Consider the following 13,919-nt stretch of genomic DNA (forward strand, 5'->3'; position numbering starts at 1 on the left):
TTTTGCAAATTGCTCTTTTCTGAACGGTTGATGTTTATTCATGGTTTTTTTGGAGAGACGTCACAAACAAATTATAACATCGAATGGCTTTACCGCACCTGGTTAAATACATATATAACAACGGAACTGATGAAGTAATACGCAGAGGGAAAAAAATACACGCGATCGGTAATGTTGAATTGGTTGAATTTGATGATCTTGTAGGCTCCGTTACGCTTCGGGTTAAAGATGATGCTTACTCTACCTACTATAAAGTTTACATAAGCAAATTTAAAGATCCCAAGACGCTGTCTGTGCGTTGCGGTTGTCCCTACAACCTGGGAGAAATATGCCGTCATGAGGCCGCAGCTCTTTTCCAATTACAGGAAATGCTCGATAAGAATTTATTGGGTGATAAAGAGCTCGAATACGATCAAAAACATACTGTAATAAAAATGAAACAGTTGGATCTTAAAATGATCAAACTGTTGACGGCTCAAAATGCACTGGCTGAAGCTGAAAACTATTTACGCAGTAATAAAGCAAATATCATTTCAGCCAAAGATGAGCGGGTGAATGCTGAACTGGAATATGAAGGTGAAATGTTCAGATTGCTCATTCAAAAAAATGAAGAGCGGAATTTTGATACGAGCTGTACCTGTCATTCAGATAGCAAACATCCCTTGTGTGTACACAAAGCAATTCTGCTGCTTCAGCTCTTGAACAGCTTTGGCCCGAATTATTTTGATACTATCCGCAACTGGGATAAAGAAAAAGATAAGCTACTTGGCCTGTATGGTTACTCGCTGGGTGATGATATTGAAGGGAAGTTTGAATTTACATACACCGACGGAAAGCCATTCCTGCGCGTACTCGATCCTACGATAAAACGTGTGGCACCTCCTTCACAGCCTTTACGACCCAAAACGATTATTGAGCCGGATGTAATGGTTGCTGAAACTGAGGTGCAGAAAATACAATACAAAGCTGGTATCGTGATCAGCTATAATGCGCATCAGTATCCTTATGTGCAGCTTGATCTGATACAGGGCGAGGCAAATGAGGACAATACTGGCTACGTTGGTAAGGTTGAAAAACTGGACCTGGCGAAATTTATCAATACTGAGATTTTCAATGAAGATGATAAGGGTGTTGTGCAGCAGTTGCGTAAGCTTTTGCCAGGGGAAGTGAGCAGGTATCTCAACAGGAATTCACCTTTTAGTGGTATCTGGGAAAATATTATCCAGCAACATGATGATGAACTTCCTGAAGAAACACGTCATCTCATCATCGAATATCTTCAGCCCAAATACAAAAAGATTTTTGCAGATATAACTGAAAGCAATTTTGTTTTCTTTTTACCGCAGCGAAAAGCTTTTCAAACTGCGAACCTGCAAAAAATTCAGATAGCAAAGGATTTCATCATACCTGAATTTTCGGTTTATTATACTGAAGGCAACTATGAAATAAAATGTAATGTTCGTTTGCCTGAAGGAGTTTATAGTGTTGGTGATAATGAAATTTCATCTTCACTGATCTATCGGTTCCAGGATACGGTTTATTTATGGCAAAGACCCGAGGATATTGCGGTTATTGAGAAATTTCTCCCCAGTGGAAAATTGATCATCAGCCAGCATGAATGGAATAAGCAGCTGGTTGATTTTATATTACCGCTTACCAAAGAGTATAACGTTCAGTTTGTAAATGTAGAACGTGAAGAAGTAAAAGATACAAAACCGGAAGTAAAGCTTCTTTTAAAAGAGAAGGGCGACTACTTGTTGCTACAACCGGTGTTTAATTATAACGGATACGATATACGGCCGACTGATAAGGAAAAAATCATTCTTCCTTTGATGGATAAGCTTTTGATCGTACACCGCAACACGCAGGCGGAAAATGACCTGTTTGATAAATTATCTAACCTGCATTCCCATTTCATCAGAACAGAGGAGGGCAATACACTTGCCTTAAAAGGTTCTGAAGTACTAAAGAATAATTGGTTCTTCCTGTTTGTTGATGCTGTTAAAGACATGAACATTCCGGTTTTTGGTTTTGAGTCGCTGAAAAACTTCCGCTTTAACACAGCCAAGCCATCAACGAAAATTTACATCAGCAGCCATACTGATTGGTTTGATGCCAAGATCGATATTCATTTCGGCGAACAGAAAGTGACTGTTGCTGATGTGAAAAAAGCGTTGGCTAATAAGCAGCAGTTCGTCCAGTTGCAGGATGGAACACTGGGTATTTTACCTGAAGAGTGGATTAAAAAATACTCGCTGTTGTTCCGCGTGGGTGAAGGAAAAGCATCTCACATCAAGCTGAGCAAATATCATTACAGTGTAATAGAGGAGTTGTATAATCAGCGTGATGAAGAGGAATTGTTCTTCCAGCTGGAGGCTAAGTATGAAAATCTGAAAAACTTCCAGTCAATCCAGGAAATAAGTGCACCGCAACATTTAAAAAATGTATTACGTCCTTACCAGGAGTCTGGCTTCCAGTGGCTGAATTATTTAAGCGGAGTACACTGGGGCGGTATTCTTGCAGATGATATGGGTTTGGGTAAAACGATCCAGGCGTTATCCTTCCTTTATCATTTGAAAGATGTAAATAAAACTTTGAAGGCGCTGGTTGTTTGTCCAACCACGCTGATGTATAACTGGGAAAATGAAATTAAGAAGTTTGCGCCCGGGTTGAAATATTACATTCACCATGGGGGTAGCAGGACTGCTGAATTGATTGTTCACCAGAACATAGATGTCATTATTACAACGTATGGCACGCTGCGTAGTGACATTAAACAATTTGTTGAAGTAGAGTTTGATTATGTTGTACTGGATGAAAGCCAGGCAATTAAAAACCCGGCAAGCAAGGTTACAAAGGCTGCGTGTTTGCTGAAGTCAAAAAACAAACTTTGTTTAAGTGGTACGCCGTTGCAGAACAACACATTTGATATTTATGCACAGATGAATTTCTTAAATCCGGGCATGCTCGGATCAATGGAATTCTTTAAGCAGGAGTTCGCTGTTCCGATCGACAAATTCGGAGAGAAAGAACAAAAGGAACATTTGCGCAAGCTGTTGTTCCCATTCATACTCCGCCGTACCAAAGAGCAGGTGGCGCAAGATCTTCCTGAAAAATCTGAGATGATCCTGTTCTGCGAAATGAGCAAGGAACAGAGAGATATTTATGACGCATTCCGAAACGATTACCGTGATAAGATCTTAGGCGTTGTGGATTCCCAGGGCGTTCAAAAATCTCAGCTCACCATTTTGCAGGGCTTAATGAAATTGCGACAGATCTGTGATAGTCCTGCCATCATGAAAGATGACGAGCAGTATCCAAATGCATCAGTTAAGCTGGAAGAGCTGGGAAGAGAGATCACGGAAAACATCAGTGATCACAAGGCACTCGTATTCTCTCAATTCCTTGGTATGCTTGGCCTGATAAAAGAAAAGCTGAAAGAGCTGGGCGTTGATTACGAATATTTTGATGGAAGCACTTCCGCTCCGGACAGAGAAAAAGCGATTCAGCGTTTCCAGAACGACGAGAATTGTCGCGTTTTTCTCATCTCACTTAAGGCGGGTGGTGTGGGTCTTAACCTTACGGCCGCCGACTATGTGTACATAGTTGATCCGTGGTGGAACCCAGCCGTTGAACAGCAAGCGATTGACCGTACACACCGTATTGGCCAGACAAAAAACATTTTTGCCTACCGCATGATCTGTAAGGATACTGTAGAAGACAAGATCCTGCAATTACAAGAGAAGAAACGTATGCTCGCCGCCGATCTCATTACCGATGATACCGGCTTTGTTAAGAGCCTTACCAGGGAAGATATTGAGTATCTGTTTAGTTAAGATGAGTGGGAAGTTTTACGTGGTACGTTTTACGTTGATCGAAGCGAAACCAAGGACAATTTTAGTTTCCAGAAGGAGTAATTCTAAAAAATTATAAAGTTTTTAAAGGTGCGAGATGATTATCCCGCACCTTTTATTTTATTATAGCCATTATTGTAAAAATAAGTAACTATCAAGCAGACATCATATTATTCCTGCCAGACCTTGCTTATGTCTGATCATTTCTTCGATTGATTGTTCCTTCGAATCAATAAACGTAAAACGTATCACGTAAAACTTACAACGTGCACTAAACAAAGCTTCCCCCCAATTGTTATCACTACAGTAACTTGCCGTTATAATTCGTTTGTCACACTGGTCAATAGTACTTCTGCGTGGTTTGTTGATAATATATTTCACTTCTCTGCTATGTGAAAATTTGAGTTGTTTATTGAAAAACGAATGTTATGAAAAAGTGGAGTTTTTCTAATGGTAACAGCATTTCTATAAGTCTCACATATATGAGTTTAATATGCATGTTTGCATTTACATCATGCGCTACTTCCGGGCCTGCATTTGACGGACCTAATAATGCAAAAAATATCCGGGCAACGGTTTATTTAGATGATAATTCGACTGTTTTTGGTTATCTGTCTTTTTCAAAAAAAAGCAATGCGCTTAACGTACGGATTCCGCAGCAACGAAAAACAATTTCAGTTCCGCTAACAGAAGTGCAGGGCTACAATATGGACGATAATTATTATGCGTATAAACTATTACATCCATCCGGAAAAAACAGGTTAAATAATGATCAGAAATCCTTCAGATCATTTGTAAAACGGCTCACTCCTGAACATTATTTTTTGCAGATATATGAGTACCAGGAAGCAGTTGTTGAGCAGAAAAGTAGACTGACAAAAAACATGATGCACTACTATGTTTCGTTGCCCAATGGAACTAATCCCGACGAAATTTGGGATTTGGAAGGGGAACAGTTCTTCCCCGACTTTCAATCGAAGATGGCGGGCATAGTAAACGAATGCCCTGAACTGGTTCTCAAAATTCAACAAAAGGAAATAGGTTACTATCCCAGGAAAATAAGTTTTAAGAGCAATAATAAATTAAAAGTATTGATGAATATTGCAAATTATTATCAGCAATTCATTGAAAAGAATGAACAGGCAGCGCTATAATTTTCTCCCCGAAAGACCATCCTTACATTCCCGTTGTTTCCCTGAAAGCCTGACAAGAACCGGTGACGTTTCACTTGAAAATTGCATGACACACCTCTCTGATATTTTGGCTCGCAGGCCTAAGGATATTCGATTATAATGTATATATCACTTCTTATAAATTCTACCGCTTAATTATTGAAGCTCACCGCTATTTCAATTACAGTATAGCAGAAAACCGGGAATTTGTCTAGTCAATTCAAGTGAACACCGATTATATTGTTTTAAGTTTAAACTTAATAATAGCTTCATCCATCAAAACAAGCTGTCTGGAGGACTCGACCCGAGGACATTTAAAAAAAGGACGGATGAAAAAAAGCTCTTCGCTCTTACTTCTTTTACTTTTTAGCAGTTTTATCCATGTAATGGCTCAGAGTGGATCTATTAAGGGCGTTTTGAAAGACACAACAGTAAAACAATCGTTGAAGGGCGCAACAGTGAGCGTTTTGGAAAAGACAGATTCCTCAGTTGTCATTTATGGGTTGGCAGAAGATAACGGCATTTTCCTGCTAAAAAATATTCCCGCAGGCCCACATATACTCAGCGTCAGTTTTCAGGGATATGAAACGCATTATAAACAGGTGAACATAGTTGCAGATTCAACTGTAAGTGCGGGTACAATTTATCTTCAGATGGCCGCAAATAATCTTGGTAATGTAACGGTAGAGGCGCCGCCAATTGTAGTAAAAAAAGATACTGTTGAATTTAATGCGTCCATGTTCAAAACAAAGCCTAATGCAAATGCAGAGGACTTGCTAAAAAAGCTGCCCGGTGTTGATGTTGGAACTGATGGAACCGTTAAGGCGCAGGGTGAACAGGTGCAGCGGATTCTTGTGGACGGGAAACGTTTTTTTGGTGATGATCCTAAAATGGCAACCAAAAATCTTCCTCCGGATGTTATTGACAAAATACAGGTTTTTGACGACCTGAGCGATCAAAGCAAGTTCACGGGATTTGACGATGGTAACCGTGTTAAGACCATCAACATTACTACAAAGAAGAACATGCGCAAAGGTTATTTCGGACGCGCAATTGCAGGCGTGGGCAATAAGGGATTGTATGACGAGGCTTTGAATCTTAGCCGGTTTCACGGTGATCAGCAGATCACAATTATCGGGCAGGCAAATAACACCAACAACCAAAACTTTACAACTCAGGATATTCTTGGTGCATCCGGTGGTGGTGGCAGAGGTTATGGCGGAGGTGGAAATAGTGGAGGAGGTGGTCGTGGTGGCGGCGGTGGAATACAACCTACGACCAACAATAACGGGATAACAAAAACTTTTGCCGGCGGGATTAATTACCGGGATGCATGGGGAAAGAATACTGACTTCTCCGGAAGTTATTTCTATAACAACATGCAGGTGCAGAAAGACCAGAACAGTGCAACTGAAAATCTGTACCCTGGAAAGCCCTCGCAGTTTGAGGATAAAGATCAGGCATCAAATAACAGGAACATCAATAACCGGCTTAATCTGAATCTTGAGACAAATTTTGACTCATCCAATTCAATGATCATAAGACCAAATGTAAGCTGGCAGCAATCTGATAATAGTGCACAATCCGTTTCGAATAAGGTTATGAGTGATAAAACGACACCAATAAATAGCTCAGTCGCCAATAGTAACTCATCGCGCAATGGCTATAACGGTAGTGCTGATGTGTTGTTCAGGCATAAATTCAAAAAGAAAGCACGGACTGTGTCGTTTGATTTGAATTTTGGTGGCAGTTCAAATGACGGAAGTGGCAGTAACTATTCATTGAACAAATTTTTTCTGCCAACCGGAGATTCTATAAATACGATCAATCAACAGTATGTAGGTAAATCAAATAGTCAGGGCTTCAGTTCAACAGTCTCCTACACCGAGCCGGTTACCAGGAACTCATTGCTGGAGTTGAATTACAACTATTCGTATAACAAAAACACATCCGACAAAACAACTTACGATTATAATCCCGATGAGCAGAAATATAGCATTATAGACAGCCTGCTGACCAATGCGTACGAAAACACTTATCATTCAAACAGGCTTACATTGAATTATCGCATTCAAAGCCAGAAAATGAATTTAAGCTTTGGATCAGGCGTGCAGTTTGGAGATCTTACAAGCATTAATCGTACAAAAAATCTTGACTTAACACAGCATTACACAAATATTTATCCAACAGCTAATTTCAACTACAGGTTCTCTAAAACATCTAACCTGAGGTTTAATTATTCAGGCAGAACAGCACAGCCGAATGTTCAGCAGTTACAACCTGTAATAGACAATAGTGATCCGATGAACATTCAAGTGGGTAATCCGTTGCTGAAGCAATCATTTACCAATTCGTTCAGATTATTGTATACATCATTTGACAATGTGAAGTTCAGAAATATGTTTGCTTCCGTTAATGCCAGCTTTATTGGCAACGCGATTGTAAATGCAACAATTACTGATTTGAAAACCGGTGTAGATACGTTAATACCGGTGAATATGAACGGCTCATACAATCTGTCTGCTTTTTTCAATTATGGGTTCCAATTGAAAAATCCTAAATCCAATCTCAATTTCACCACAAATTTCAGCGACTCAAGAAGCGTTGGGCTTGTGCGTACATTGGACAGCGTGGGCGTAGCATTGAATAAGCAAAATATCACTACGAATTATACGATCGGAGAATCTATCAAATGGACCACCAATCTGAAAGATAATTTCGATATGAATTTTGTAACGACTCCAACTTATAACATCGCTAAATACTCGATTCAGCCTTCTCAGAACGCCAATTATTTTTCACTCATTCTGGGCGTTGAGCCAACATATTATACCAAGAGTGGATGGGTATTGTCATCTAACTTTAATTATACTTATTACGGTGGCCGCGCAACAGGTTACAATACAAGTGTGCCATTATGGAACGCTTCTGTTGCCAAACAATTATTTAAAAAGAAACAAGGTGAGATCAAATTCACTGTATTTGATCTGTTAAACCAGAATGTAAGCGTAACCCGTAATATAACTGACAACTACGTACAGGACGTCCATACCAAGGTGCTGACAAGATATGCCTTGTTAACCTTTACCTATAACCTCCGCAGTTTTTCCGGAGCTGCTCCGCAGCAAAGAAACAGAATGGGCCCACCCTTCATGCGTGATGGCGGACCTGGCGGAAGACCACCGGGAGGAGGTATGATGATGCCACCGCCACCGCCGGGACAGTAAGCTGTGAGCTATTAGCTATCAGCTTTTAGCCAGCAATATGCCGCCGGGTTGTTTCAAAACCATTTTTAATAGGTAATAGTATTTCTCGTTGAGCATATTAGTTACCTGTTTTTTTTCAGGCGAGACGTTATTTGCGTGTTAAAGAAATAAGGACGGGATTCACCTGCGTATTTCGTACTTCGTAAATCGTACTTCCTAAATCGTACTTCTTTTCGAACCAACTTCTGCAGCAATTTGTTGATTATTTGTACCTTTTGCATGTAAATGCCATTAGAAAGGAGATGGGCTAACACGAATTATGAAAAAGTACCTGACCGGATTTTTCTACTCCATGCCTGTGCAAATGTTGTTTCTTCATTTTAAACGCTACCAGGTATTCCTGGTATTCTGGTACATTCTATTCGCAACAGTTGGTGGCGCATTCTTACAACCTTACGGAGCAAATTCACTATTCCTTGCGCCGGAATATCTTAGCCGCGTAAGTGCTGTAAGTACGGCCATTGTTGGTTTTGCTACGGGAATTTTTGTAATGAGCTGGAACATTACCACCTTTATTCTGCATAGCAGGCATTTTAAATTTCTTGCAACAACATCTCAGCCTTTTCTAAAATATTGTATAAACAATGCAGTCATTCCAATTGCATTTTTAATATACTATTTAATAGTTGCGTACAACTATACCAATAACCAGGAATTAATAGCCTTCGGCGAGTTTGCGGTTCTTTTTAGTGGCTTCACTGTGGGTTTTTTGTTTTCTGTCATTATTGCATTCAGTTATTTCTTCGGGACCGACAGAACCATTTATCATCAATACGCAAGTTTTATTGATACGGCCAACATGAGGTACGCGCTGGCAATTAAAGACAATCCGCTGCCGGCAGAAAAAAACGAAATGCGCATTGATTGGTTCTTTAGTGCGAAACTGCATTTACGTAAGCCAAGGGATGTAAGGCACTACAGTCAGCCGTTTCTTGATGCGATCTTTAAGCGCCATCACCTTGCAGCTGTCTTTGCAATTCTTCTGGCATTTATAATTCTGATAAGCATTGGCTTTTTGTCTGACAATCCTGTTTTCCAGGTGCCCGCGGCGGCCAGTATCATGGTGTTTTTTGCCATCCTTATTGCGTTTGCAGGTGCTGTGGCACTGTTTCTCAGGGGATGGAGTTTTCCTGCATTGCTTATTTTTTATGTGGTGATAAACTGGCTTTATCTTGAAGATATCATAGACCTGAGAAATAAAGCTTATGGACTGGATTATAAAAACAAAAAAGAAAGACCGGTATATGAACGTGAGCAAATTCTTGCTTTAGCGTCAGAAAAAAATGTAAATGATGATAAAGCATACTATGAACAGGTGTTAAACAATTGGAAAGCAAAACAACAGGAAGACAGTCCTGTTGCTGTTGTCATTAACGTGAGTGGCGGAGGAATAAGAAGTGCAGCGTTTACCATGAATGTGCTGCAACGCCTCGATAGTTTGACAAATGGAGAGTTGATGAACCATACAGTGCTTATTACAGGAGCTTCCGGCGGAATGTTAGGTGCTGCATATTTTCGTGAACTGTATCATGAAAAAATGATGGGTAAATCTATTGATCTGCGTGATAAATCTTATGTCGAAAATGTTTCCAGGGACTTGCTGAATCCTTTGTTCTCATCATTTGTTTCCCGCGATCTGGTTGGTCCTGCAAAAAAATTTAAGGTCAACGGTTATGAATATGTAAAAGACAGAGCTTACGCTTTCGAGCAGAAGCTTGATCAGAACACTGGGGGAATATTGAACAAGAAATTGTCTGATTACCTGCAACCTGAAGCGAGTGGACAGATACCGCTGATTTTTTTCAATTCAGTTGTAAGCCGTGATGCCCGTAAAGTAATTATTGCAACACACCCAGCCAGGTTTCTCATGCAGAACCATTCTGATACGGCAAACCTTGTAGCTAACGATCCGGATGCGCTGGATTTTACATCTATGTTTGCCAAACAAAACGCGGGTAACCTGCGTGTGCTTTCGGCATTGCGGATGAATGCAACGTTCCCCTATGCGCTGCCTAATGTATGGCTTCCAACGGATCCGATTATTGATGTTATGGATGCCGGGCTGCGCGATAATTTTGGACAGGAATCATCCATGCGTTTTTTGAATGTATTTGAAAACTGGTTTGAAAAGAATACAAGCAAAGTGCTGTTAATTCAGATTAGGGACAGGAGACTTGGCGATTGGGACAGGCCGTTCGATGCAAACAGCATTATGGGATTTGTAACAAAACCTTTGATGATGTTTCAAAACAACTGGCAACGCTTACAGGATTATTACCAGGGAGACCAGCTTCAATATTTCTACAATGGTTACGGCTCCAACTTTCATCGCATCAGCTTTCAATATGTTCCGCGCCGCAAAGATGCATCTGCATCCATTAGCTTCCACCTGACTGCAAGTGAAAAGGTAGATGTTGCTGCCGCTGTTGAAAATACTTATAACCAGGAGTCTTTTAACACGGTAGTGGGATTAATGAAGTGAGAAAAATTAAAAGTCCGCTTTTAACCAGCATTCTTCATAATTAGCTAAACTATAAAAGCAAAAGACTCACCCTGGGACGCTGTTCTTATGGGTAGCGTGGTGAGTACTGTTATGCAATGTTACATGTTTTTATTTTATATGTAATAGATATTTTGTTAATGAGATAAATTATTTTTTCAATTCTTCTCCGGCTGCTTCATCAATAAACCAATGCAATTCTCCCGGTTCTGGTTTTATCACCTGTGAGGGATAAACCTCGGGCCTGAATTCGCCCTCGATTACATTGTGCAGTACATGCGCCTTGTTTGCGCCTGTAACAAGAAATGCCACGGCTGCCGATTGGTTAACCACGGGTGCCGTCAGTGTTACACGAAACATATCCTGGGAATCAAGCCACAAACTGGTGGTCCATTTTTTTTGTTCATGAATAACATCTGTTTTTCCGGGGAACAGCGATAATGTATGACCGTCATCGCCCATGCCTAACAGAACAACATCAAAAGTGTGCGTTGAGTTGTGAAAATAGTCCGCAAGTATTTGTTCATATTCAATTGCAGATTCTTCATGCGGGATGTCTGTGCGCATGATATGGATATGTTCTTTAGGAACAGGGACATGATCGAGTAATGTATCAAATGCCATTTTTGCGTTGTTTCTTTCATCCGTAAAAGGCACATACCGTTCATCACCCCAGAATATATGCAGCTTGCTCCAGTCTATTTTGTTCTTATATGCATCACTTGCAAGTAACTCGTGTAATTTCTTAGGCGTGCTTCCGCCGGATAACGCAATGGTAAATTTATCCTGGTTTTTTAACGTATTGCTGATACGGTCTACCAACCAGTCGGCTACCTGTCTGCTAAGGTCTTCCGTGTTTTTTGAAATATGAAACTGCATAATGTTATTCTTTTCTTGTTACAAGATTACTTCTTTTTTAGCGTTTCGCCTTGACGTGTTGCGTTCAAAAATGCGTGTGACTGTTGGAGACACGCCTTTTACACTTTACATTTGCTGCAATGAATGAGCCAAATAAAAAACTAATCATCATAACAGCACCTTCCGGGGCTGGCAAAACCTCCATCACAAGATATTTACTTGCGAAATATTCAAACCTGTCCTTTTCTATTTCTGCCGCAACGCGTTTACCTCGGGGTGACGAGAAGAATGGTGTGGAATATTATTTTCTTTCTGTTGAAGAGTTCCAGGATAAAATACAAGAGAATGCTTTTGTTGAATGGGAAATGGTCTATGAAGGAAAATATTATGGTACTTTGAAAAGCGAGCTGGAAAGAATTTGGAGTCATGGTAAAACGCCTATGCTGGATATTGATGTAAAAGGGGCCATTCACGTTCAGCAACAGTTTCCGCATACTTCTCTATCTATCTTCATCGAACCGCCATCTGTAGATGAACTACGCAAGCGCCTCGACAGTCGCGGTACAGAAACCGCCGAAAGTCTTCAGACAAGGGTAAATAAGGCCTCTTACGAAATCTCATTCAAATATCATTTCGACAAAATCATCCTCAACGACAATCTCGATAAAGCCTGCAAGGAAACGGAAGAGGCGATTATGGAGTTTTTGAAGGGGTGAGGGGTGAAGGATAAGGCGTAAGGTATCAGGTATCAGGTATCAGGTTTCAGGCGATTTAAATTCAAAAGTAAAAAGTCTCAAAATTCAAAAACAAAGGTTTTGGCACCACACTTCGTCCACTAGCAACGTACATTAAGCATTATGCATAATAGGATTCTGCTGCACCTAAACATCGTACACCGTACATCTAACACCATTCATAAATAGCAGCCTGTTGCACCTGGGTACTTCGTACTTCGTACCTCGTACTTGATAACACCATCTGGCCGCTCACATCGTACACCGTACCCGCCCGAACGTACCGTCGGTGCGGGCGGGCATCTAACATCGTACATATTCATTATCTTTATCTTCAACCAATCCTCACTCCTCATGTCGTTTCAAAACAGAACGGTTTTTATTACAGGCGCCAGCCGCGGTATAGGTAAAGCGATAGGTTTAAGGCTTGCCGGTGAAGGCGCAAATATTGTGATTGCGGCAAAAAGTGTGAGTGAAGATTCCAGGCTCGGAGGAACCATTTACTCCGCGGCGGAAGAAATGGAAAAGGCCGGTGGAAAGGCGCTGCCTGTGCAGGTGGATATCCGCGATGAGGCTCAAATAGAGACGGCAGTGCAACAAGCCGCTGATGAATTTGGAGGAATAGACATACTGATCAATAACGCATCGGCAATCAATCTTTCCGGCACAGAAAAGCTGGAGACCAGGAAGTTTGATCTTATGCATGATATAAATGTTCGTGGTACTTTTCTCGTCACAAAACATTGCATACCTTATCTGAAAAAATCGCCGGGGGCCCATATATTAACACTTTCGCCGCCGGTTAATCTGAATCCCAAATGGCTTGGTCCGCATGTTGCCTATACACTAAGTAAATATAACATGACGATGATGGCAATGGGCTGGGCGCAGGAATTTGCACAGCACGGAATTGCATCGAACAGTTTATGGCCGAAAACAACCATTGATACTGCAGCAGTAAGAAACTTACTTGGTGGCGAGGCGCTTGCAAAAATGAGCCGCACCACAGATATCCTTGCTGATGCGGCTTATTATATTCTAAATAAAAAAAATCTTCAATACACCGGCCGTTCTTTTATTGATGAAGAAGTGCTTACTGCAGAAGGCATCACCAATTTTGACAAATACGCCGTAACCCCCGGCGGCAAGCTCTACACCGATCTCTTTCTATAGCATCTTTCCTCTTACTCTCTTACGATCTTACTGTCTTTCATCGCTGATGTCTGATTTTTTGATCGCTGATCTCTTCATCTGCGAGAACACAACCAATCATAGACAGCACTTATTCTTACTATCTTACTGTCTTACGATCTTACTGTCTTTCATCGCTGATGTCTGATTTTTTGATCGCTGATCTGTTCATGCGCGGTAACACAACCAATCATAGACAGCACTTATTCTTACTGTCTTACTATCTTACTGTCTTACTATCTTACTGTCTTTCATCGCTGATGTCTGATTTTTTGATCGCTGACCTGTTCATCTGCGAGAACACAACCAATCATAGACAGCACTTATTCTTACTATCTTACTGT

At 40.8% G+C, this 13,919-nt stretch carries 7 protein-coding genes; 6 read left to right on the forward strand and 1 reads right to left on the reverse strand.

What is annotated here, in order from left to right:
* The first annotated feature begins 83 nt into the window (after positions 1-83).
* The 4 genes from QTN47_RS24765 (at position 84) to QTN47_RS24780 (ending at position 10,774) form a co-directional block, all read left to right on the forward strand.
* Positions 84-3,836, forward strand: a complete 3,753-nt coding sequence (locus tag QTN47_RS24765; RefSeq protein ID WP_369332135.1) for a DEAD/DEAH box helicase — start codon at positions 84-86, stop codon at positions 3,834-3,836.
* Positions 3,837-4,282: 446 nt separating this feature from the next.
* Complete coding sequence (locus tag QTN47_RS24770; protein WP_369332136.1) at positions 4,283-5,008, forward strand: hypothetical protein; 726 nt, start codon at positions 4,283-4,285, stop codon at positions 5,006-5,008.
* 347 nt (positions 5,009-5,355) lie between these two features.
* Positions 5,356-8,253, forward strand: a complete 2,898-nt coding sequence (locus QTN47_RS24775; protein WP_369332137.1) for an outer membrane beta-barrel protein — start codon at positions 5,356-5,358, stop codon at positions 8,251-8,253.
* A gap of 298 nt (positions 8,254-8,551) precedes the next feature.
* On the forward strand, positions 8,552-10,774 hold the full coding sequence (locus tag QTN47_RS24780) for a patatin-like phospholipase family protein (RefSeq protein WP_369332138.1): 2,223 nt from the start codon (positions 8,552-8,554) through the stop codon (positions 10,772-10,774).
* A 168-nt stretch (positions 10,775-10,942) separates the two neighbouring features.
* Here QTN47_RS24780 and pgl read toward each other — a convergent pair whose 3' ends face one another.
* On the reverse strand, positions 10,943-11,671 hold the full coding sequence (gene pgl / locus QTN47_RS24785; RefSeq protein ID WP_369332139.1) for a 6-phosphogluconolactonase: 729 nt from the start codon (positions 11,669-11,671) through the stop codon (positions 10,943-10,945).
* Positions 11,672-11,790: 119 nt separating this feature from the next.
* Here pgl and gmk point away from each other — a divergent pair, with 119 nt between their 5' ends.
* Together gmk and QTN47_RS24795 are read left to right on the forward strand one after the other, a co-directional pair.
* Positions 11,791-12,366 carry a guanylate kinase gene (gmk, locus tag QTN47_RS24790; protein ID WP_369332140.1) on the forward strand — a complete coding sequence of 192 codons (576 nt, stop codon included), beginning with the start codon at positions 11,791-11,793 and terminating at the stop codon, positions 12,364-12,366.
* 372 nt (positions 12,367-12,738) lie between these two features.
* The gene (locus QTN47_RS24795; protein WP_369332141.1) at positions 12,739-13,557 is read left to right on the forward strand and encodes an SDR family oxidoreductase; all 819 of its coding nucleotides are present in this window, start codon (positions 12,739-12,741) and stop codon (positions 13,555-13,557) included.
* Positions 13,558-13,919 lie beyond the last annotated feature (362 nt).

This window comes from Danxiaibacter flavus (assembly GCF_041060425.1).
Classification (GTDB): Bacteria; Bacteroidota; Bacteroidia; order Chitinophagales; family Chitinophagaceae; genus Danxiaibacter; species Danxiaibacter flavus.